Genomic DNA, 24,078 nt, shown 5'->3' on the forward strand with positions numbered 1-24,078 from the left:
AAATTCAATAGGTTGCAATATGTTAAGCTACGCTCAAACATCATTATTTTTCCTTACCTTTGCACGTCCTGAAAACTACCCTTTAAAAGGGCGGGACCTATACAATGAAGCATATCCGCAATTTTTGCATTATCGCACATATTGACCATGGTAAAAGTACCCTGGCTGACCGTTTATTACAGGCTACCAACACCATCAGTGAGCGTGAGATGATGGACCAGGTACTGGATGATATGGACCTGGAACGTGAAAAAGGCATTACCATTAAAAGTAAGGCCATCCAGTTAAACTATAAACATACCGATAACCAGGAATATATTTTAAACCTGATCGACACACCCGGTCACGTTGACTTCAGCTATGAAGTAAGCCGTGCCTTAGCTGCCTGCGAGGGGGCTTTACTATTGGTAGATGCAACCCAGGGTATACAGGCACAAACTATCTCCAACTTGTACCTGGCCATTGAGAACGACCTGGAGATCATTCCCGTGATCAATAAAATTGACATGGACGGGGCTATGATCGATGAGGTGAAGGACCAGATCATTGAGCTGATAGGTTGTAAGGACGAAGATATCTTACTGGCCAGCGGCCGTACCGGTCTGGGTATTGAAGGTGTACTGGGTGCCATTGTAGACCGTATACCTGCGCCGACAGGAGATGCTGAAGCGCCTTTACAGGCTTTGATCTTTGACAGTGTATTTAATAGCTTTCGTGGTATTATTGTTTACTACCGTATTTTAAATGGTACCATTAAAAAAGGCGATAAAGTAAAATTTGTATCTACTGACCAGGAGTACGAAGCGGATGAGATCGGCATTTTAAAGCTTAAAATGACCGAGAAAAAAGAGGTAAAGGCCGGCGACGTAGGTTATATTATTACCGGCATTAAAAATGCCAAAGAGGTAAAAGTAGGTGATACCATTACCCTGGTTAACAATCCCACACCTGAGCAGATCAAAGGCTTTGAAGAAGTAAAGCCCATGGTATTTGCCGGTATCTATCCCGTTAATACCGATGAGTTTGAAGAGCTGCGCGACTGTATGGATAAACTGCAGTTAAATGATGCTTCTTTGACTTATGAGCTGGAAACCTCCCAGGCACTGGGTTTTGGTTTTCGTTGCGGTTTCTTAGGAATGCTGCACATGGAAATTATCCAGGAACGTCTGGAGCGTGAGTTTAACCAGACGGTGATCACCACGGTGCCCAACGTAAGTTTTGTGGCCCATAAAACCAATGGTGAAACGGTACAGGTAAATAACCCTACCGAGTTTCCCGACCCGGTTAAAACAGAAAGCATTGAAGAACCTTTTATCAGGGCGCAGATCATTACCAAGCCCGATTATATTGGTAATATCATGACATTATGCCTGGGTAAAAGGGGTATGCTGATCAACCAGAGTTATTTAACTACCACAAGGGTAGAACTGATCTTTGAACTGCCGCTTACCGAGATCGTATTTGATTTTTACGATAAATTAAAATCGCAGACCCGCGGTTATGCTTCTTTCGATTATCATCCGATTGGTATGCGCCAGGCAGATATAGCCAAGATGGATATTTTATTAAATGGTGATAAAGTGGATGCTTTAAGTGCGTTGATTCACCGTAGCCGTGCACAGGATTTTGGCCGTAAACTCTGCGAAAAATTAAAGGAATTATTACCCCGCCAGCAGTTCCAGATAGCTATACAGGCCGCCATTGGCGCTAAAGTAATAGCCCGTGAAAATATCTCGGCCATGCGTAAGGATGTAACCGCCAAATGTTACGGTGGTGATATCAGCCGTAAACGTAAACTGCTGGAAAAACAGAAAGAAGGTAAAAAACGTATGCGCCAGATCGGTAACGTAGAAGTGCCACAGGAGGCATTTTTAGCGGTGTTGAAATTAGATGATTAAAGATTTCAGAGAATAGACATCAGTATTCAGACAAAACTGTACATAAAAGAAAGCCGGACATAATTGCCCGGCTTTCTTATTTAGCCGAATGCTTAAAGCCAAAAGCTCAATGCCTGAGGTTTTTCATTCATAAATCCTAATTCATCATTCATAACTCACTATTCATCATGCTACCTCACCACCTTTCTGATATGATAAGCCACATCCACACCACGGTTGGTATCGTCCAGTTTTAAAACAGAGGAGGATTTTGGAGCAATATTTTTAAACTCTACTGTCTTGGTTTTAAATACGCCACCATCTCTTTTTTTGTATTCCACATCTACCACTACTTTTTCCAGCGCTTCGCCTGAACGGTTCTGTACCGTAAGCTGTAAGTTACGAATGCCGCCAAAGGGCACTACTTTATATTCATTGGCAACCACTTTAACATCGCTGTGGCTGCTCATATTGTTTTCGGAGGGAGTATTGTTGCTGACCACCGTTTTTTCTTCCGGGCCTTTATAAAACGGGTTGCTATTTGTTTTTGCCTGGCTGGTATTGTTGTTGTTATCATTTGTTTTTACAGCAGTTTCGTTATCCCGCACTTTACGGCTGCGTTCACCATTGTTGGCCGTAGTATAGGTTTCGTAGGCAAAAGCATCCCGGGTATCCAGCGTGGTAGCCATGGGTTGTTTATCCAGTATGGCTTTAGCACTGCCGGCACGGGAAAGATCCAGTCCTTTTTTATCATTTACGGGTTTCGATAAATCAGGTTTTTTATCCGATGTTTTAATTACCGGCGCCGGCTCTTTGGGCATTTTTTCTTTTATACTTACCGGGGCCTGTTGTACAACAGGGGGTGGGGCATTGTTCTCTGCTATCGGCTGCTCTTCTTCCGGCGGCGTTACAGGCGGTGTATTACTTTCATTTGTCACCGGCTCAATATTATTATCAGGCAAGGTAGTGGCAACACTGTTGTCCGCCAATACATTTGGGTTGGTTTCGGGTTTACCCACATTAAAAGCAAATATTACCCCTATGCCTAACACTATCACCGTAATGGCGGCTATCTTGCCATATTTGATCAGTAAAGCTTTTTTATTCCATCTGTTCTTACGCTGGTGATAGGTCTGTTCATACCGTTCCGTATAACTGGCAATCTTTTCGGCCTGTGTTGTAATATGGCTTTCACCGGCCATCAACTGTTCGTACACCGTTTGGGTAACTACTTTCTTTTCCGCAGCCTGCTGTTGTACACTGGCAGGCATATACGCTTTGTACTCATCATAATCCGGTTGTTCCTGTTTGGCAGCAATGGGTTTCTCTGTCACTTTTTTGGGCATCACCGTTTTTTGCTGTCCCGCCGGCATGGTCACTGCAACAAACCTGGTTTTAACAGCCGGGGTAACAACCGTGTTTTGCGGTGCTATGGGTTCGTCGGTTTGTTTGGTAACCGTTGTTTCATTTTCTTTTTTATAAAACCTGTCAAAAGGTTGCTCCTCCACTGCAGGGGCATAGGCTTTTAGTTCCTCTATTTCACTCGGGTAGCGCCAGGCAGCACTTTTACCGGGCACCCATACCAGGTCATAAGGCTTTAAGCCTATATCCAGTAAATCTTCCAGTCGCATCGGACCTTGTTCCCTGTTATCCCGCAGTAAAATATAAGTAAGCATAATTGTTGGGTTTTGTGCTTATCTATAAAACGCTAAATACTATGCCGTAAGTGCAAAAATCATGTTATAATCATTTACGGTCAGTTCTTTACCGGGTCTTTTAACAATTAGTTTGCACAATAGGGGCTGTCATCCCGGTAACTCCGGTCGGCTGCAGTTCCCGCTTTCCGCTATACCTCCGCTTCGCTGCGGTGCCGCTGCAATCGGGCAGCCCTTTGGCCTTACTGCATGCCCCTTCATCATGCCCGGTACTATGCCTCTAAATCAGTATCTTTAGTTAAAGCCTTTAACTGCTTTGCGGTGGTAAAGCATACAGTTTTTTATTGACTATTGTTGTGTCATTGTAAAGCTGTGCAGCGGTTAGGGCCTGGTAAACCTTCAACCATGAAACAATTATTACTTACCTGGGGCATATGCAGCCTGGTATTGTTCGCCTGTGCCCAGCAAACAGGGGGCAGCATTATGCGTACTTCCTTCACCGCTCCGTCCTTACAACACAATAAAGTAGGTGAGCCGGCAGTAAAACATATATCGGTTTACCTGCCACCCGGTTATGAAAAAAGCAAACAGCGTTACCCGGTTATTTATTTTTTGCACGGTTATACAGGTAACGACAGCCTGATGATGAACGTATGGCTACAAACCAAAACCTTATTGGATACCGCTATCCTTACGGGCAAAATGCGTCCCATGATACTGGTTACACCCGATAGTGAAACCAGGCTGGGCGGCAGCTTTTACAGCAATTCAACCATAGCCGGTAACTGGGCCGATTATATAGCCAAAGATGTAGTCGGCTTTATTGATAGCCGTTACAGGACCCTTGCCGGCAGGAACAGCAGGGGTTTAGCCGGGCATTCCATGGGTGGTAACGGCGCTTTAAAAATAGGGATGATGTATACCGATGTTTTTGGTGCGGTATATGGCATGAGCCCCGCAGTATTAAACTGGAGTAGTGATTTTTCGCTGAGCAATAAGGCCTTCCTTCTTGCATCCCGGGCTACCGATGAAAAAACGATCATGCAGGGCATAACAGGTGTTGAAGGATTTTATACAGCGGTTATAGCATCCATGGCCCGGGCCTATACGCCCAATGCCGGCAGTAAAAACCTGCAGGCCGATTTTCCCGTACACTTAGTGGGTGACAGCCTGGTAATAAACCAGCCCGTAAAGGAATTATGGGACGCACAGCTGCCCTTTAATATGATTGACGGCTATATTACCCAGCTAAAAACATTAAATGCCTTAAAACTGGATTGGGGACGTAATGAAGAGTTTCCACATATCCCCGTTACGGGGCTGCAGTTCAGCAAAAAACTGGAACAGCTGGGCATTAAACATTTCGCAGAGGAGTACCTGGGCAATCATACCAATATGCAGGACGGGTTTGAAGGGAGGTTTTATACCGAAACCCTGCCTTTTTTCGAGAAGTATTTGAAATAAAACCACATCAGGTATACTATCCGGGAAAGTCAATCAGCTTATTGCATAAAAACGGGGCCGGAAGGCCCTTATTTGTGCTGGTTACACCGTTTTTATCCCGCTTATAAAACATAAAATTTTCTCTTTGCATATTAATTCACAATGGTGGAAAAAATGGGAGTAAAATGGGGTAAAAAAGCGGCTAATTATCAGGTTATAAGGTGTTAAAAAGTTAAATTTGCAGGCTTCATTTTTTGTAGCTGAACAGGGGGTAAAAAACCGGTGGTGAAAACTACTTTAAAGCCTGCCTGGCAGCGAACGGAACGATGCAGTGTGCGACGCAACAGGTGATGATAACAGTACTGTTGCCGGCCACCTAAAATGCCCCATTAACCGCAAAGCAAAACGAAACAATAAGTAACCAAATTTTAGCATGGAAGAAAACTTGGAACCGCAGGAAACCAATGATATTAACCGGATCATACCGGTGAATATCGAGGAGCAAATGAAAACGGCCTATATCGACTATTCAATGTCAGTAATTGTGGGCCGTGCTTTACCCGATGTAAGAGATGGCTTTAAACCCGTGCACAGGCGTGTATTATTTGCCATGAATGAACTGGGTTTAAATCACAACAAGCCCTATAAAAAATCGGCAAGGGTAGTAGGGGAAGTACTGGGTAAATATCACCCCCACGGTGACAGTTCGGTATATCACGCCATGGTGCGCCTGGCACAGGACTGGAACATGCGTTACACACTTGTTGACGGCCAGGGTAACTTTGGTAACCAGGATGGCGATGATCCGGCTGCCATGCGTTATACGGAAGTACGCTTAGCCAAATTAGGCGAGCACATGCTCGATGATATTGAAAAAGATACAGTGGATTTCCAGCTGAACTTTGACGATTCGGAGAAAGAACCTTCCATCCTGCCAACCCGCATTCCCCAGTTACTGGTAAATGGCAGTAGCGGTATTGCGGTAGGTATGGCTACCAACATGATGCCGCATAACCTGACCGAAGTAATTGACGGCTGTGTTGCTTTTATTGACAATAAAGAAATTACGATAGATGAACTGATGGTGTTTGTAAAAGCACCGGATTTCCCAACGGGCGGTATCATTTACGGTATGGAAGGTGTGAAAGCAGGCTTTCATACAGGCCGTGGCCGTGTAGTGGTGCGTGGCCGTATTAACGTGGAAACCAAGCCAAGCGGCAGGGAGCAGATCATTATTACCGAAGTACCTTACCAGGTAAACCGTGATGCGCTGACCAACCGTATCGGCGAACTGGTGAATGATAAAACCATTGAAGGTGTTGCCCACGTAAACAACGAGAGTAATAAAAAAGAGGGCACCCGTATTGTTATTGACCTGAAACGTGATGGCGTGGCCAACCTGGTGATTAACCAGTTGTACAAACACACGGAATTACAAACCTCTTTCGGTATTAACAATGTTGCCATTGTTAAAGGCCGCCCGAGAATATTGAACCTGAAAGACCTGATCAGCGAGTTTGTTGATTTCAGGCACGAGGTAGTAGTACGTCGTACTAAGTTTGAATTACGCGAAGCCGAGAAAAGAGCGCATATCTTAAAAGGTTACCTGATCGCTTTGGATCACCTGGATGAGGTAATTGCCATGATCAGGGCTTCCGCAACGCCTGAAATCGCTAAGGATAACCTGATCAACGCCGGCTGGGGGCTTGATGAGATACAGGCAAAAGCCATCCTGGAAATGCGTTTACAGCGTTTAACCGGCATGGAGCGTGATAAGATCATTGCTGAATATGAAGAGCTGCAGAAATTAATTGCGCATTTGCAAAACATTCTTGGCAACGAATCCATGCGTTTTGACATCATTAAAACGGAGTTGCTCGAAATAAGGGAGAAATTTGGTGATACACGTAAGAGTGAGATCACTTACCTGGATAATGAAGTAAGCATTAAGGACCTGGTGAAAGAGGAAGATGTGGTGATCACTATTTCTCACCTGGGGTATATTAAGCGTACACCGGTTGACGAATACAGGGCGCAGAAACGTGGTGGCCGTGGCGCTATTGGCGGCAAAACCCGCGATGAAGATTATATTGAACACCTGTTTGTAGCCAGTACACACCATACCATGTTGTTCTTTACTGAAAAGGGAAGATGTTACTGGTTAAATGTGTACCAGATACCGGAAGGCGAGAAAACCGGTAAGGGACGTGCCATCCAGAACATGATCCAGATACCACCGGATGATAAGGTAAGAGCGATCATTGATGTGCAGGACCTGAAAGATGAAGAATTTGTAAAATCGCACAATATTGTGTTGTGTACCAAGAAAGGTATTATTAAAAAAACCGAGCTGGCCGACTTCAGCCGTCCGCGTACAACCGGTGTAAATGCCATTACCATTGTAGAAGGTGATGAGCTGCTGGAAGCCAGGATGACCGACGGGCATTCGGAGATCATGATGGCTGTTAAAAGCGGCCGCGCTATCCGTTTTTCTGAGGAAAAAGTAAGGGTAACCGGTCGTGGCGCCATTGGTGTGGCTGGTATTGAAGTGGATGATGCTAATGATGAGGTAGTTGGTATGATTTGTGTTAATCCTGTGGAGGATGTGGCCAAAACGGTATTGGTGGTGAGTGCCAAAGGTTATGGTAAACGTACACCGGTAGATGAGTACCGTTTTACCAACAGGGGCGGAAAAGGTGTGAAAACCATTAACGTTACAGAAAAAACCGGTAGTTTAGTAGGTATGTTAGCCGTACTGGAGTCGCAGGACCTGATGATCACCTGTAAAAGTGGTATTACCATCCGTATGAAGGTAGCCAATGTAAGCGAACAGGGAAGGGCTACCCAGGGTGTTAAACTGATCAGGATTGATGAAGGCGACCAGATAGCTGCTATTACCCAGATAGATGACCAGGAGGAAGAGAAATTACTGGATGCGGTGGAAGGAGCAGAAGGAGAGACAGGGATAGAAGGCGCAGCTGATCAGGCGCCGACCGCAGGAGAAGATACACAGGCCGGTACCGGAGAGGAAACTAAACCAGAAGAATAAAAATTATTATTATTAATCATTCACTTAAAAAAGAAAAATGAAAAAGATTGTTGCACTGGGCACTATGCTATCACTTGTTGCGGGCAGCGTGTTTGCTCAAAAATATGATACGTATAAGAACTATCTTTTGTTGAACCAGTTTAAAAAAGGTAAAGAGGAGTTTGACAAAAAACAATCGGATGAGAAGTTTATGTCAAAACCCGAAGCGTATATTTTGAAAAATGCTATTTATGTGGGTAATGCGCTGGACAGTACACAGGCTGCACAGGCACCTGGTTATATTAACGAAGCATACGCAGCATTTCAAAAGTACCTGAGCATGGAGCCGGGCGCTGCGCTTTTTACAAAGGAAGAAATTTATAAAAACGGTGTTTTAAACCTGAGATGGTTGTTGTTTAATGCCGGTTATAAAGATTACCAGAATAAAGCCTGGGCAGATGGTTTACCAAAATTTGAGAAAGTATATGAAATCTCTAATTTCCTGATTGCACAAAAAGACCTGCCAGGCCCTATTGATACCAATACGGTTATTTTAGCGGGCGTACTTGCCGAGAACAGCAAGAACACGGAAGCTGCCGTAAAGTATTATAAAATACTGGCCGACCTGAAATTAAATGAAGCCTCTTACGAAGATGTTTACCGTTACCTGGTAAGGTACTATATAGGTAAAAAAGACAACGCCAATTTTGAGAAGTACAGGGCTTTAGGAAAAGAATTGTATCCAAAGAGCGAGTTTTTCGATTACGATAAAGTTGACTTTGCTGTTGGTTTAGAAGAGACCTGGGCTGCTAAAATTGCATCTTTGGAAGGTGTTCTTGCTACCGATCCCGGTAACTATAAAGCAAATGCTATCATAGGCGAGTTAATTTATGATACCCTGAACTCCCGTAAAGACGGTGCTGTAAGGCCTGATAACTTCGAGGAGCTGGAAACCAAAATGGTAGCAGCATTGAATAAAGCGGCCGAAGTAAATCCTGAAAAAGCGGCTCAAAACTTTATTTACCTGGGCGACCACTATATGAACAAAGCCGAAACCCAGTCCGAAAAAATCCGTGAGTTAAAAAGAAAAGCAAAACCAGGTACTAAACCTACCGCAGAAGATGCGCAGAAACTGAAAGACCTGCAGGTGACTTACGATAAGGATTATGACCTGATGAAAGACAATTATGAAAAAGCGGCCATCATTTTCGGAAAAAAATCTCAGCTGGACCGTACAGAACAGCGTCAGTACAAAATTATTGTTGGCAACCTGGCCCAATATTTTTCTACAAAACGTGAAGGCGCCAAAGGTGCTGACCTGACAAAATATATTGCAGAGGAGAAAAAATGGAATGACCTGGATGAGAAACTGAAATAATTCTTTTCTTATACTATAGTATAAAGGCCCTGACCACTGTCAGGGCTTTTATTATGCGGTATACCGTGGTTTGCAGGAACTGGTCTATGTCACACCCCTGATCGTCAATTTTACCTTTTTACTAACAGCAATGCTCGTAACATTGCATTTTAAAATACACGGGTACATGATGCCTAAAAAAAATATACTGGTATTGTTGTGTTTATTTTGCCTGGGCCTGGCGGCTCATGCACAATACCAGCTTGACCAGATCAAGAAATACACTGAGCTGGTGGCACCTGCAAAAAAAGATTCATTGCAGATGAATCTTACCAACCGCATCGGTAACGATATTCATTATTTATATCCGATATACCAGGCTATTGCCTGGGAAAAAAGGTTTAAAAAACTGTTGGGTGACAATGTCTACAACGATTATTTTGCCGGGTTTTTAGCTATGGCGGGTGATTATCAATCGGCTTTAAACTATGCCCAGAAAAAATACCAGCCCTTAAGCGCCGCACAAAAAAGAGATATAAAGAACTATGTGGATGAGCTGGATGGTTTGCAATCCATCAACGCAAAATCCTTTATCATCGGTTCTTCTATGAATGCAAAAGTAATCATGATCAATGAACTGTTTTACCAGCCCATGCACCGGGCTTTTGTGTACAGTTTGTTACAGGATCTGTACAATAACGGTTTCCGTTACCTGGCCATGGAAACCCTTACCAATAAAACAGGGTATGTAATTGACGAGGTAAATATTTTCAGCGGCGAGCATACGGCTGAACCGGTTGGCGGTGAGCTGGTGCGCAAGGCGTTAACGCTGGGCTTTACGCTGGTGCCCTATGCGGATACTGCAGCCGGTAAACATACACCCAATGTAAGAGATTCTATAGAAGCTGTAAACCTTTATAATGCCATTAAAAAAGACAGTGCCGCCAAAATGCTGGTGTTAACGGGCTTTGGCCGTAATAATAATGAAGCATTGGTGGAAGGACAGCGAACCATGGCCATGTTTTTTAAAAATATCAGCAATATTAACCCTGTCACCATCGACCAGGTAGCTGTAAGCGAGGGCAGTTATTATGAAAGCGGTGCGGCATTCTATACCGCTTTTACTAAAAAGTTTGTAATTACAGAACCTTCCGTTATGTTATTGGATAAAAAGCCTGCCAACCTGTTAGGCTTGCCGGGTATTGGTATCGCTGTGGTGCACCCGCCGGCAAACTATGTCAATAACCGGCCAGGCTGGCTTGCCTTAGAGGGAGAACGTAAGGAAACGCCCATACAACCCAGCGAAAAAGGATTGTTTATGGTGCAGGCCTATCATGAGGAAGAGTACCGGGAAGATATTCTGGGACAAATTATACCGGCCGATCAAACCTATATTGCGGCTAATAACGGGTACTATAGCCTGTATTTAAAGCCCGGTAAGTATAAAGTAGTTTTCAGGGATATCAGTTACCGTCGCCTGTCCGTAAAAGAAGTTACCGTGGAGTAATAACGATACTGCTTAACTAACGGTTTCTTCAAACAAAATGCCTTCCTTACCCAGAGCTTCCAATACTGGTTTGTAAATCTCCTTAATGGTTGGTATATGTAAGCCGGTTAACTGTATGGTGCCGTTCAGTATATACTTAGTGGCAATGGCAAGGGGAAGCCCTACAGTTTTGGCCATCGCAGTGTGCAGGCTGTTATCTCCTTTAACAATCAGGGAACTATTAATATGTTTTGCCGCTCCGGTATTGTCTGTATAATCTATTTCATGGAGCATAACGATCATATCCTTATCGCCTGGTGACAGTGCCAGTTTGGTTTCCAGGATCAGTTGCAGAAAATCGGCCCTGGTGTAATTACCGGCAGGTAAAACTGTATCGGAATCGTGATAGCCAAAATGTTCCAGTTGCTGTAAAAATAACGGCGAAGCATGGGCAATAACAGCAGCGGGAATTAATTGCTGCCATATTGCTGCCAGGGTTTTATTACTGGTATCGATTTTATCCGCTTCATCTGTTAATCCAAGATCAACGATCTTACGCCAGCCATCAATAAAATCAACATAGCGTAAAGTGGTTCTTACAAAAGTATGGGCCGTTTCCAGGCCATACAGGGTTGCATAGCTCAGCGAGTCCCTGTTGGCATACCAGCCCAGCTTGCCCAATCCGTCAACGGATACGGTATTGCCGGTATTAAATAACTGGCCATAGGGAAGCCGTATTTCTTTTCCTTCCTCCAGGTAATGAGCGCCGGCCTTACCGGCCAGCACCACGTTGCGTGGATTCCAGCTGATCTTATAATGCCAGGGATTATTATCGCTTTCCGGTGCCACCAATCCCCCGCAATGCGACTTAAAGGATTGTACCACACCACCGGCTGCATGAATATCGTCAATCAGCTGCATGGCGCTCATATGGTCAATGCCCGGGTCTAAGCCCATTTCACATAAAAATAATATACCGTTTTCCTTTAACGTATTCTCCTGCTCTTTGATGGCGTCGTCCACATAAGAGGCCGTCAATAAATGTTTTTTATATTTAATGCAGCTGGTAGCCACCTGGTAATGCAAGGCGGCCGGCAGCATAGATACTACAATATCAGCCTCTGATACTACCTTATTACGGGCTTCAGTATCAGTGATATCAAAACTCAATGCACGCCCATGCGGGGAGCCGCCTATTTTTGCTAAAGCCAGTTCCTGGCTTGCATCTACAATGGTCAGCATCCAGTTTTCTTTGGCAGCATTATTGATTATATACGTGATAAATACGGTAGCCGATTTGCCTGCGCCGAACAGTAGAATTTGCTTCATGGATCGTGATATATACGTGATTAACAATTCCTTGATCAGGAATTACCTATTTTTGCAAACTAAACTATTTTTTTATGAAAAAAGCGCTTTTAATTGCTTTATTTGCCTTTTGTTTAAAGTCCGCAACGGCACAGGTTTCTTTAGGGTTAAAGGGTGGTGCTAATATTACCAACTTTACCGGTGGTGATTTTAAAGACCTTGATAAAAAAGCATTGGTTGGTTTTCATGCCGGTGCATTTTTAAACTTCAGATTAGGTGCTATTTCGTTACAACCTGAGTTGTTGGTTTCTACCGGGGGCGCTAAATTTAAAGACATTAATAATAATGATTCCAGTTTCAGACTGACATATGTAACCTTACCGGTAATGGTTAAGGTAAGAACTCCCGGCGGTTTTTATATTGAAGGAGGCCCGCAGGTTGGTATGAAAGTGGGTGAAAACGTATCCGGTACAGAAGTAGGCGACCTGGCTAAAAACCTTGATCTTGCTTTAGGTCTGGGTATTGGTTACCAGGCAAACGGTGGTTTTGGTATTGGTGCCCGTTATTTAGCCGGTATGTCAAAAGTAGGTGATAACACTACCGAATTACGTGATCCCGATTTTAAAAACAGTACCATCCAGGTGGGTATCTCTTTCCTGATCCTGGGTAAAAGATAATCATTGAAAGCATAATGCTGTTACCGGCTGTGGTAACATACTGCATCGTCCCTTGCGTCGCACACTTGTGCTGCATATCATTGTTCAGCAGTAAGCTATTCATTCCATAAATAATTAAGGCCGGCATTATGCCGGCCTTAATTATTTAATCACTGCAACATGTTTAAATATCAAACTTAATACCTTGTGCCAGGGGCAGGTTAGTGCTGTAATTGATCGTATTTGTTTGCCTGCGCATATAGGCTTTCCAGGCATCGCTACCGCTTTCACGGCCACCACCGGTTTCTTTTTCACCCCCAAACGCGCCACCTATCTCTGCACCGCTGGTACCAATATTTACATTGGCAATACCACAGTCGCTGCCGGCATAAGATAAAAACTGTTCTGCTTCACGCAAATTCAGGGTCATGATAGCGGAAGATAAGCCCTGGGGCACATTGTTCTGAATAGCAATTGCCTCATCCAGTGTTTTATATTTCAACAGGTATAAAATAGGTGCAAATGTTTCATGCTGCACAATCTTATATTCCGGTTGGGCTTCGGCAATACAGGGTTTTACATAACAACCGCTCTCGTAGCCTTTACCTTCCAGCACTCCGCCTTCTACTACAAACCGGCCACCTTCGGCTTTACATTTTTCAATGGAATCCAGGTACATTTTCACCGCATCGGTATCGATCAATGGCCCTACATGGTTTTTCTCGTTCAGCGGGTCACCAATTGATAACTGTCCGTATGCTTTTACCAGTTTATCTTTTACGGTATCGTACACATCTTCCTGGATAATTAAACGGCGGGTAGTAGTACAACGTTGGCCCGCTGTACCAACCGCTCCGAATAAAGCGCCTAAAATGGCAATATCCATATCGGCGTCTTTCGTAATGATGATGGCATTATTACCACCCAGTTCTAATAATGATTTTCCTAAACGTTGTGCTACAGCAGCAGCAACCGCTTTACCCATGCGGGTAGATCCGGTGGCCGATACCAATGGTACACGCGTATCGGTACTTAACCATTCGCCTACTTCACGGTTACCAATAATTAAACCGCTTACACCTTCGGGCACATTGTTCTTTGCAAATACTTCGCTTACGATCAGCTGGCAGGCAACGGCGCATAAAGGCGTTTTTTCAGATGGTTTCCATACGCAGGTATTACCGCAAACCCAGGCCAGCATGGTATTCCAGCTCCACACAGCTACCGGGAAGTTAAAGGCTGATATAATGCCTACCACACCTAACGGATGGTATTGCTCATACATACGGTGGCTGGCTCTTTCACTGTGCATGGTAAGGCCGTGTAACTGGCGGGAGAGGCCTACGGCAAAATCGCAGATATCGATCATCTCCTGTACCTCGCCATAACCTTCCTGCAGGCTTTTTCCCATTTCGTATGATACCAGTTTACCCAGGGGCTCTTTATAAGTACGTAAGGCTTCGCCTATCTGGCGTACAATTTCACCCCGTTTGGGTGCAGGCCATTTACGCCATTCCACAAAAGCATCCTGGGCCTGCTGTACTACATGGTCATAGGCATTCCGGTCAGCTGTATTAACGGTACCGATCACGGAGCCGTCAACAGGTGTATAAGAGGTTATGGTTTCGCCGGTTGTTGGTATCCATTTAACACCGGTACTAACGCCATTATTTTTTTCAGCAATATTCAAAACATGTAAAAAATCCATATGGTAAATTTAAGGTGCAAAGGTAGTTATAATGTGGCAAACAAACAGGTGTTAGGGAGGGTAAAAGGTATAGGTAGAGGATATAGGATATAGGGTAGAGGGTATGGGGTGTTAACAATAAAATAATAAAAAGGGGCCGAAAGAAATCGGCCCCGGTTAAAACAACACAACTATAAAAATTAATATAGACAAAAGTTACAGGCTTAACCCGGCCAGCTCTAAACTTTTCTTTTTCAGGTTTCTCGTTTCAATCTCTTCAATAATGGGTTCGGCGCTCAGTATCAGTGATACATTGTCCTGTTTCCACCAGTCATTATTTTTTAATTCGCTAAAAGCTATTACACCGGATAAGTATTTTCTTTCTTCCTGCGAATGCCATTCCTCAATCCACTCAAATTTATCTTTGGGGATGCTGTTAATATCATTAAAACTTACATATACCCTCAAGTAAATGTCAGTTGATAATTCATGCGGCTGGTGGTGGTATAGTTTCTTATACTCGTATTTGTATTGGTAACGCAGGGCCGATATATCGCTTAATACGGCCGATGCGGTAGGCAAACTGCCCGCACCTTTCCCATAAAAAAACTGTTTGTCAGCAAAGCCACTTTCTATTACCACCCCATTGTATTCGTTTTTAACAAAAGCCAGGTGATCGGTCTGTTTTACAAACTGCGGCAGCACAAAGGCAGCCACTTTACCGTTATTCAGTTTTTTGGCCTGGGCTACCAGTTTTATTTCCTGTTTCTTTTCTTTGGCCACCTGCGCATCGCTGGCATGAATGTTCTGTATGCCATTGAATAATATTTTATCGGTGGTGGTCACAATGCCATAAGCGTGTGTCAATAAAAAGCTCCATTTGTTTACCGCATCATAGCCTTCTACATCTAATGTAGGGTTGCTTTCGGCAAAGCCTAATTGCTGGGCCAGGGTAAGCGCCTGTTTAAAATCAAGCCCGTCCTCGAATATCTTGGTCAGGATGAAATTGGTAGAGCCGTTTACAATGGCTTTAATGGAGTGTAACAAATCGTTATCATAATACTCCTCCAGGTTGCGGATAACCGGTATGGAGGCGCAGGCTGCTGATTCGTACAATAATGATTTACCGGTTTGCTGTTGCAGTTCCAGTAATGCAGGCAGGTTTTCAGCAATCATCTTTTTGCTGGCACTTACCACATCCTTATTGTTTTTTAAAGCGGTGGAAACAATATCAAAAGCTGCAACGGCATCGTCAATTACTTCTACAATTACATTTATTTCTTCGTCGTTTAATAATTCATTTTTATCAGTAGTAAACAATTCGGCCGGTGCTTCCCTTTTTTTACCGGGATTTTTAATGCACACTTTTTTTAACCGGGCATTTAAAGAGGGGGTTTGTGCCAATACCTTGTATAAACCTTCACCTACTACGCCAAAACCGAATAAGCCGATCACTAACTGTTTATGTGTTTCCATTTTTTATTTGTTGTTTTATTTGCTAAAGTTGTTTTAATAAATTATGAGTTATGAATTTTTATTCGCCAATCATCAATTCATAATTCTGCATTCATAATTCATAATTCTTTATTGGTTCACTATTTTTAAGTAATTCTTCTGTTTATGTGTAATAAAGTTCTTCAGGGCTACTTCAATTTTTTCATACTCCAGTAAAAAGCCATCATGCCCAAAATCGCTGGCAATAATAAATAACTGGGAGTGGGGGATATGTTCCTTTAAAAACTCCTGCTCTGTCAATGGGTATAACAGGTCCGTTTTAATGCCAATGATCAAAGTCTGGGCCTTTATTTGTTTTAAGGCATCTACTACGCCATTACGGTTACGGCCCACGTCATGGCTGTCCATGGTTTGGGTTAAGCGGTAATAGGAAATAACATTAAAACGGCTTACCAGTTTTAAACCCTGGTAACGCTGGTAATTATCGGCCGCAAAAACCACGTTATTGGCCAGGGGAACAAAGGCTTTGTCCCTGGGTTGGGTTACATCATAACCTTTGTATTGACGATAGGAGATGAGGGCGATAGAACGGGCAGCTGCCAATCCTTTTTGACCCGCATCGGCACGTTTTTCTAACCAGCTGCCGTCTGCCTCAATAGCCATACGCTGGCTGGCATTAAAGGCAATGCCCCATGGCGATAAAACGGCGTTTGTTACAATAGGAACGATATGTTCAAAGAAATCAGGCTCATCAATAGCCCATTCCAGTAACTGCATACCACCGGTACTACCGCCCAGTCCTACATGTGCCTGGGTAATTCCTAAATGATCGCGGAGGTTTTTGTAGGTATTGATAATATCCCTTACTGTAAACACGGGGAAATCGTGGTAATAAGGCTGGTTGGTCTGCGGGTTGGTACTTAGGGGCGAAATACTGCCATAAGGACTTCCGGGTTTGTTCACGCAAATGATAAAATACTTTGCTGGATCAAAAAACTTGCCTTCGCCTACCAGGCCGGGCCACCATTCTGCGGCATTGCTGTTGGCGGTAAGCGCATGGAATATCCATACTACATTGTCCTTGTTTTCATTGAGGGTACCATATGTAGTATAAGCCAAATGGTAGCCGGGCAGGGTTACGCCCGACTCCAATTGAAAAAGGTGGTTATACTTAAATGTCTGCGTCATGTTATGCTACTAATGCTTCTTTGGCTGAAAAAACTTTATTGAATGCCTGTTGTATATCTGCTTTAATATCTTCTATATGTTCAATGCCTACGCTGATACGGATTAAGTTAGGTAATACACCCGCTTTTTGTTGTTCTGCTTCACTTAACTGCTGGTGTGTGGTAGAGGCTGAATGAATAACCAGGGTTTTGGCATCACCTACATTGGCCAGGTGACTGATCAGCTGCAGGGAATCAACGAATTTTTTACCATTCTCCAATCCGCCCTTGATGCCGAATTGTAATACACCGCCAAAGCCGTTGGTCAGGTATTCTTTAGCTAATGCATGGTAAGGACTGCTGGCAAGGCCAGGGTACCATACAAATTCCACCTGCTCATGATTTTCCAGCCAGGTTGCCAGGGCCAGTGCATTATCAACATGGCGTTGTACCCGCAGGGATAAGGTCTCTAATCCTTGTAATAATAAAAAGGAGTTGAAGGGGCTTAAGGCGGGGCCAAAGTCACGTAAACCTTCTACACGGGCACGGATGGCAAATGCAATATTGGGTAAGCCCAAAGGATTGCCTTCACCGAATACATCCCAGAATTTTAACCCGTGATAGCCTTCGGATGGCTCAGTGAACTGTGGAAATTTGCCATTACCCCAGTTATAATTACCACCATCTACAATAATTCCACCAATGCTGTTGCCATGACCGCCGATCCATTTGGTTGCCGACTCTACTACCACATTAGCGCCATGTTCCAATGGTTTAAACAGGTAACCACCGGCACCAAATGTATTGTCCACTATAAGGGGTAGGTCATACTCTTTAGCGAGGGCTACAAATTTTTTAAAATCGGGTACATTTAAACGGGGGTTGCCAATGGTTTCCAGGTAAATGGCTTTTGTATTCTTATCAATCAGGGGAACAAAGTTTTCAACGTTATCGCCCTCTGCAAAACGTACTTCAACACCTAAGCGTTTAAAGGCAACTTTAAACTGGTTATAAGTGCCACCATAAATAAAGGAAGTGGAAATAAAATTATCACCGGCCTGCAGAATATTGTTCAGTGCTAAAAACTGTGCGGCCTGTCCCGATGAAGTAGCCACGGCTGCCACACCACCTTCTAACGCCGCAATGCGTTGTTCAAATACATCGGTGGTAGGGTTCATGATACGGGTGTATATATTGCCAAACTCTTTTAAGCCGAATAAATTTGCGGCATGATCGGAGTTATTGAATTGATACGAAGTGGTCTGGTATAAAGGAACTGCTCTTGCGTTTGTTGATGGATCAGCTTTTTGTCCGACATGTAACTGCAATGTGTCAAAATGTAACTTGCTCATAAGTTTTTTACTTTAAGTTTAATCAGGTAAATAAAATCGGGGAATTATGTAGGGGTTGTTGTAGTACAACAAAGTAGAGTATATGTATGCTTAGCGCATACAACAAATACAACACACACAGCAGGCTGCTGTTTTAAAGAAAGTATATGTTGTACTGTTTTGCATAATTATTCCACTAAGTTAGTAGACAATTGCCTACAATTCCAAATTTTTATTTGTTAAAATTTTGTTTGTATGTGTTTTTTGTATGAAAACAAACACACATTCGTTGCATACCATGGTTGTTTTGTGTAATCATTGTTAAACAGTTTTGTTCTTGTTTGTATAAAACAAGAGGTGAATAATTTTGATGAACAGGCACTGTTAACAAGAGAAGGAGAGGTTTACCGGACCGCATTGTATTGCCTGGTGTACAGGCAAAAAAAATGCTCATCCGATAAATCAGATGAGCAATAATATAGTTGTAATGTAAAATACCAAAGCTTGAAATCTGACTTATCTGCCTCCGTTTTACCGGAGATGGAGTTGGCACCTTTTCAAAATAAAATATTTTGAGAGGTTGCCAAGGCGTCTGTGGGCCATTACCCTCAGCCTTTCTTGATAAGTGATGCTAAAGAACTGATGCAAAGGTAAGGAGGAAACTTAAACCAAAAAATTTTTTTAGCAATTTTATGCTAACGATTGTTCTGGAATGGACTGCAATAAGCGTTTGGTAAGGCTTTACGGTGGTTTAAATCATTGTTACTATTAACTGCAATGATATTTCAACACAACTATGTTTTAATAAACAGCTTGTTATCCGGTAGCCTGGGTATATTTTTTTGATAGATATCCATGAAATTTTATTGTTGAAAAACCGGATTTTTTTGCGCTGCATTTAGTTTTTAACATTGCCAAATTGTCAAAGTTTTGACATGGATAATTGTTGTTTTTTACCCTACATTTGCCGCCCCCTAAATGGAAAAATATACATATGGAAATTAAATATTTACAGCATATTTCCGGCTTACTGAATCTCCCGATAAAAGGCATTACAAATATTGTGGAGCTGGTAAAAGACGGCTCTACCATTCCTTTTATAGCCCGTTACCGTAAGGAAGCAACCGGTAATATGGATGAGGTAGCGATCGGGAATGTGGTGGAACAGGTGAAGTATTTTGAAGAACTGGAAAAACGTAAGGAAACTGTTTTAAAAACCATTGATGAGGCAGGCAAGCTTACTCCGGAGCTTAAAAAAAGAATAGAAGACTGTATTGTTGCCACTGAACTGGAAGATATTTATTTACCCTTTAAACCCAAACGTAAAACCAAAGCCTCGATTGCTATTGAGAAAGGGTTGGAACCGCTTGCTAAGATCATATTTGAACAAACAGAAAAAATAAATCCCGAAACAGAGGCCGCTAAATTTATTACCGAACAGGTTGCCGACCAGGCTGCAGCTTTGCAAGGCGCCCGGGATATAATTGCTGAATGGGTGGCTGAAGATGAACAGGCCCGTAATATTATCCGTAAGATGTTTACCAATGAGGCCAAAGTGACCTCAAAAGTATTAACCAGTAAAAAGGACGAAGAAGAAGCACAGAAATACCGTGATTATTTCGAGTTCAGTGAATTCCTGGCAGATAGCCCCTCGCATCGTATACTGGCCATCCGCCGTGGTGAGAAAGAAGGATTTTTATTAATGGACATCGCGGTAGACAAAGAGATCGCGGCTAACCAGTTAAAATCTCATTTTGTAAAACACCTCGATGCTGCCGGACAACAGGTAGCTACTGCTATTGATGACAGTTATAGTCGTTTATTAAAACCATCTATTGAAACAGAGTTCAGGTTAAATAGTAAAAACAAGGCCGACGAAGAAGCCATCGCGGTATTTGCGGATAACCTGCGCCAGTTATTACTGGCATCACCCCTGGGCAGCAAACGTGTATTGGCACTGGACCCGGGATTCAGAACAGGCTGTAAGCTGGTTTGCCTGGATGAGAGTGGTACCTTTTTACACTATACTACCATATTTCCACATGCACCGCAGAACGAATGGGATAAATCCGTACATACGATTAAAGAACTGGTAGCCAAGTACGATATCCAGGCCATCGGTTATGGTAATGGTACTGCCAGTAAAGAAACGGATCAACTGGTAAGAAGTATCCAGTTTGACCGGCCGGTATCTGTTTTCCTGGTAAATGAAAGCGGAGCCTCTATTTATTCTGCCAGCGAAGTGGCCCGTGAAGAGTTTCCCGACCAGGATGTAACGGTACGTGGTGCCATCAGTATTGGTCGCCGTTTATTGGATCCGTTGAGTGAACTGGTAAAGATTGATGCCAAGAGCATTGGTGTTGGACAATACCAGCATGATGTTAACCAGAATAAATTAAAAGATACACTGGATCAGGTAGTAGAAAGCTGCGTGAACTATGTAGGTGTTGATGTAAATACTGCCAGTAAACACCTGTTAACCTATGTATCGGGCTTAAGTGCTACCGTGGCCCGTAATATTGTTGATTACCGTACCAAGAACGGCGGCTTTAAAAACAGGGAAGAACTTAAAAAAGTATCTATGCTGGGGCCAAAAGCTTTTGAGCAGTCAGCCGGCTTTTTAAGGATACCCAATGCTGAAAACCCTCTGGACAACTCGGCTGTACACCCGGAATCCTACCATATTGTGGAGGCGATGGCTGCCAAAGCCGATAGCACTGTTGCTGCCTTGATACAACAGGCAGAGATCAGGAAGAAACTGAATGTAAAAGATTTTGTAAAGGAAGGAGTAGGGGAGTTTACCGTGGAGGATATTTTAAAAGAACTGGAAAAACCTGGCCGTGACCCCCGTTCACCTATTGAAGAGTTCCGTTTTGCTGAAGGAGTACACGCCATCAGCGATCTGCAGGTAGGCATGAAGATCCCGGGTATCGTAACCAATGTTACAAATTTCGGCGCTTTTGTGGATGTAGGCGTTAAGCAGGACGGCCTGGTACATATTTCCCATTTGGCCAACCGTTATGTCAGTGATCCGAAAGAAGTGGTTAAGCTGAATCAAAAGGTAATGGTTACCGTGGTGGAAGTGGACGTAATGCGGAAAAGGATTGCCTTAAGTATGAAGGACGGCAGTAATACCACCGGCCATACGGATACAAAAGCAGCACCCCGGAATAAAGCGCTTCAACCTAAAAAGGAAGAGAAGCTTAACCCTTTCCAGGCCAAGCTGGCTATGCTGAAGAAAAAATTTGACGATTAAAATATAAGTAACAATGATAAAAGAGATGCCGGTCTATAATAAGGCCGGCATCCCTTTTTGTATATAGTATTTCCTGTTGTAACGGATGAAGGCCAGCGTGATGATAACCCGGGGGAGGTTTTTTCCTGTATAAAATAGGGGTTTTTCCTGTATTCCATATATGTACAAACGCCTTACTTTGTGTCTACACACATGAGGGGAACTAATTTGGCCATTAACCATTAAACGCTTTAACCAATCCCTGAATGTTAACTTATTCGATAAAACACCGTTTTTTCTTTACTTCTGTTTACAATTTATAGCTGAACAAGCCCGTGTTTTACAGCATATAATGCAAGACCTACCCGGCTTTTTATATTCAGCTTTTCAAACAAGGCATTCCTGTAACCATCGATTGTTTTTGGGCTTAAAGACATTTTTACAGCAATATCATTATAGGTAAGTTCGCTGCACACCAGCTTCAGAAATTCCCTTTCCCTGTCATTAAAGGAGGCCGATGTAAGTCCGCCGCTATACCCCTCACCGTCCTGCTGAATAGAGTATAATAATTTGCCGGTGATGAAATCAGTATAGTAAAACCCTTTGTTATATACGGAGTGCAGGGCTTCGGATAATTCTTTGGGTTCAACATCCTTACACAGGTAGCCTTTTATACCTAGTTTGAGCATATTTACCACGGTCTCTTCCTTTTCAATCATGCTTACTACCAAAGTTTTAATAAGCGGGTAGTGCACATTCAGCCATTTTACCGTACTGAAACCGTCCATTTCGGGCATATTGATATCGAGTAAAAGTATATCGGGGGCGTTCTCCGGTGTGAGTTTGGTTTGAAGGTCCTTGCCGTTGTCCGCTTCAAATATAACGGTGTATTGAGGTCCTAACATGTCTATGAGACTTTTCAGGCCTCTTCTGAAAAGTTTATGATCGTCAACTAAAGCTAACTTTATTGTCTGGTTCTGGTGCAACATGATTAAGAGGGAGTATAATGCTAATAGTGGTTCCTTTATCGGGTGTACTTGCAATGGTCAGGTTTGACTTTATCAGTTGTGCCCGGTTACGTAAGTTGTCCAACCCCGAACCGTTGCCTTCCAGTAAAGCGGGATCAAACCCTATACCATCGTCATGAACTACTAAAGTAAGTAAATTATTTGACACAGTGAGTAAAACATGAATATGCTTCGCCTTGCTGTGCTTTATAATATTATTACATATTTCCTGGAACATACGGTAGAGGATGATCGCTTTGTCGGCATTCAGTCCGCTTACTTCTTCCACTCCCGAGTAAGAGATCGTAAATTGTTCCAGTTTTTTTAAGCGTTGTATCTCCAGTCTTAATGCTTTGGCCAATCCAATTTGCTGTATCTTATTTGTTCCCAGGCTAAGCGACAGGGATTTAATATCAAAGATCAGCTGCCTTACCAGCTCTTTGGTATCATCAATTTTTTCAGCTGCTTTTGCTGTGTCATGTAATTGTAAGGTGTTCAGGTGTATTTTTATGAGGCTCGCTACCTGGCCCAGATTATCGTGTAATTCCTGGCTGATATGTTGCAGGGTTTCCTCCTTTATTTCAAGTTGCGATTGTAACAGGGTTTCGGAGAACTGGGATTTTAATGATTTTTCTTTATTTAAGAAGTTGTTTTGTTTTTCCTTGATCCGGTACAGAAAATAAATAAACAACGAAAAAAAAAGAACAAACAGGAGACTAGCCCCAATTAAGTACCACTCCGCTTCTGAGATATATTTGAACATAAGAAGCTGATTATAATAAGCGAATAATAGATCAGGTTGCCAATAGTATTGAGTATCTGGTAGATGATTTTACCCGTTTCCCCCTTCAGAAAAGCTTTGTTATGCGTAGCGTTCAGGAAAGAGAAAAAGAAGAAAAACACAATGATACTTCCCACCGAATACCAGAAAATGGCATCCGTTTTCAACTGGTGATATTCTTCTTTTTTATAAACCTGGTAAAGGTATATACTCGCTCCAGTCATGATCTGTACCGAAACAACAGATAAATAAAAAGGATTGAATATCCGTATACCATTGAAGTACAGAAATACCAGCGCCAATATACTGCTTAATCCGTAGAATATGGTGTACATTTTTCTACGTTTCAGGGATAAACAGTTAAAGAAAATAATAAAGGTAACAATACTATGTACTACAAAAAAGCTATTATAGAGTACCTGCTTATTAATATCATATAGCTTAGGACCGTTATTAAAAATAAAGATTTCATTGGCAGTTGACAGGAGTAAAACGATAATAAAAATTCGATATACCGGAGGTTTGATTTTATTAAAGAAAAATACTCCCGTCAACAGGGCAAAGGATTGTAAAATAATACTTAGTAATAGCATAATGGTTATTCAG

Annotated in this window: 16 protein-coding genes and 1 riboswitch; of the genes, 7 read left to right on the forward strand and 9 right to left on the reverse strand. The window is 42.8% G+C overall.

Annotated elements, in window-relative coordinates; all coding sequences use genetic code 11:
• The first annotated feature begins 104 nt into the window (after positions 1 to 104).
• Positions 105 to 1,898 carry a translation elongation factor 4 gene (lepA, locus tag ACFS6H_RS14860; protein ID WP_386100459.1) on the forward strand — a complete coding sequence of 598 codons (1,794 nt, stop codon included), beginning with the start codon at positions 105 to 107 and terminating at the stop codon, positions 1,896 to 1,898.
• Positions 1,899 to 2,068: 170 nt separating this feature from the next.
• Here the strand turns inward: lepA and ACFS6H_RS14865 are convergent, their stop codons facing one another.
• Positions 2,069 to 3,553, reverse strand: coding sequence for a hypothetical protein (locus ACFS6H_RS14865; RefSeq protein ID WP_386100462.1), 1,485 nt, complete (start codon positions 3,551 to 3,553; stop codon positions 2,069 to 2,071).
• A gap of 384 nt (positions 3,554 to 3,937) precedes the next feature.
• Between ACFS6H_RS14865 and ACFS6H_RS14870 the strand changes: the two genes are divergently transcribed.
• The 4 genes from ACFS6H_RS14870 (at position 3,938) to ACFS6H_RS14885 (ending at position 10,867) form a co-directional block, all read left to right on the forward strand.
• Positions 3,938 to 4,996: an alpha/beta hydrolase gene (locus tag ACFS6H_RS14870; RefSeq protein WP_386100465.1), complete on the forward strand. Its 1,059-nt coding sequence runs from the start codon at positions 3,938 to 3,940 to the stop codon at positions 4,994 to 4,996.
• A gap of 412 nt (positions 4,997 to 5,408) precedes the next feature.
• Positions 5,409 to 8,024, forward strand: coding sequence for a DNA gyrase subunit A (gyrA, locus tag ACFS6H_RS14875; RefSeq protein WP_386100468.1), 2,616 nt, complete (start codon positions 5,409 to 5,411; stop codon positions 8,022 to 8,024).
• A 37-nt stretch (positions 8,025 to 8,061) separates the two neighbouring features.
• On the forward strand, positions 8,062 to 9,381 hold the full coding sequence (locus tag ACFS6H_RS14880; protein WP_386100471.1) for a hypothetical protein: 1,320 nt from the start codon (positions 8,062 to 8,064) through the stop codon (positions 9,379 to 9,381).
• Between the two features lie 166 nt (positions 9,382 to 9,547).
• Positions 9,548 to 10,867 (forward strand): hypothetical protein, encoded by a 1,320-nt coding sequence (locus ACFS6H_RS14885; protein WP_386100474.1) that lies wholly within the window; start codon positions 9,548 to 9,550, stop codon positions 10,865 to 10,867.
• Between the two features lie 12 nt (positions 10,868 to 10,879).
• Here ACFS6H_RS14885 and ACFS6H_RS14890 read toward each other — a convergent pair whose 3' ends face one another.
• Positions 10,880 to 12,175, reverse strand: coding sequence for a saccharopine dehydrogenase C-terminal domain-containing protein (locus ACFS6H_RS14890; protein ID WP_386100477.1), 1,296 nt, complete (start codon positions 12,173 to 12,175; stop codon positions 10,880 to 10,882).
• Positions 12,176 to 12,249: 74 nt separating this feature from the next.
• Between ACFS6H_RS14890 and ACFS6H_RS14895 the strand changes: the two genes are divergently transcribed.
• Positions 12,250 to 12,831: a porin family protein gene (locus ACFS6H_RS14895; protein WP_386100480.1), complete on the forward strand. Its 582-nt coding sequence runs from the start codon at positions 12,250 to 12,252 to the stop codon at positions 12,829 to 12,831.
• Between the two features lie 163 nt (positions 12,832 to 12,994).
• Here the strand turns inward: ACFS6H_RS14895 and amaB are convergent, their stop codons facing one another.
• The 4 genes from amaB to ACFS6H_RS14915 form a co-directional block, all read right to left on the reverse strand.
• A complete protein-coding gene (gene amaB, locus ACFS6H_RS14900; protein ID WP_386100483.1) occupies positions 12,995 to 14,518 on the reverse strand; it encodes an L-piperidine-6-carboxylate dehydrogenase in 1,524 nt (507 codons plus the stop codon).
• 195 nt (positions 14,519 to 14,713) lie between these two features.
• Positions 14,714 to 15,973 (reverse strand): homoserine dehydrogenase, encoded by a 1,260-nt coding sequence (locus ACFS6H_RS14905; protein ID WP_386100486.1) that lies wholly within the window; start codon positions 15,971 to 15,973, stop codon positions 14,714 to 14,716.
• Positions 15,974 to 16,081: 108 nt separating this feature from the next.
• Positions 16,082 to 17,140 carry a homoserine O-acetyltransferase family protein gene (locus ACFS6H_RS14910; RefSeq protein WP_386100489.1) on the reverse strand — a complete coding sequence of 353 codons (1,059 nt, stop codon included), beginning with the start codon at positions 17,138 to 17,140 and terminating at the stop codon, positions 16,082 to 16,084.
• A 1-nt stretch (position 17,141) separates the two neighbouring features.
• The gene (locus ACFS6H_RS14915) at positions 17,142 to 18,470 is read right to left on the reverse strand and encodes an O-acetylhomoserine aminocarboxypropyltransferase/cysteine synthase family protein (protein WP_386100495.1); all 1,329 of its coding nucleotides are present in this window, start codon (positions 18,468 to 18,470) and stop codon (positions 17,142 to 17,144) included.
• 492 nt (positions 18,471 to 18,962) lie between these two features.
• Positions 18,963 to 19,077, reverse strand: a riboswitch (SAM riboswitch).
• A gap of 366 nt (positions 19,078 to 19,443) precedes the next feature.
• On the opposite strand from ACFS6H_RS14915, the gene ACFS6H_RS14920 reads away from it, so the two are divergent.
• Positions 19,444 to 21,705: a Tex family protein gene (locus ACFS6H_RS14920; RefSeq protein ID WP_386100498.1), complete on the forward strand. Its 2,262-nt coding sequence runs from the start codon at positions 19,444 to 19,446 to the stop codon at positions 21,703 to 21,705.
• A 296-nt stretch (positions 21,706 to 22,001) separates the two neighbouring features.
• On the opposite strand, the gene ACFS6H_RS14925 is transcribed toward ACFS6H_RS14920, so the two are convergent.
• The 3 genes from ACFS6H_RS14925 to ACFS6H_RS14935 are packed head-to-tail and all read right to left on the reverse strand — an operon-like array spanning position 22,002 to position 23,807.
• Positions 22,002 to 22,673, reverse strand: coding sequence for a response regulator (locus tag ACFS6H_RS14925; RefSeq protein ID WP_386100501.1), 672 nt, complete (start codon positions 22,671 to 22,673; stop codon positions 22,002 to 22,004).
• Positions 22,633 to 23,454, reverse strand: coding sequence for a sensor histidine kinase (locus ACFS6H_RS14930; protein WP_386100504.1), 822 nt, complete (start codon positions 23,452 to 23,454; stop codon positions 22,633 to 22,635). Before ACFS6H_RS14930 ends, ACFS6H_RS14925 begins: the two co-directional genes overlap by 41 nt.
• On the reverse strand, positions 23,418 to 23,807 hold the full coding sequence (locus tag ACFS6H_RS14935) for a hypothetical protein (protein WP_386100507.1): 390 nt from the start codon (positions 23,805 to 23,807) through the stop codon (positions 23,418 to 23,420). Before ACFS6H_RS14935 ends, ACFS6H_RS14930 begins: the two co-directional genes overlap by 37 nt.
• Positions 23,808 to 24,078 lie beyond the last annotated feature (271 nt).

The organism is Terrimonas rubra, assembly GCF_042686025.1.
In the GTDB taxonomy this organism is placed as follows: domain Bacteria; phylum Bacteroidota; class Bacteroidia; order Chitinophagales; family Chitinophagaceae; genus Terrimonas; species Terrimonas rubra.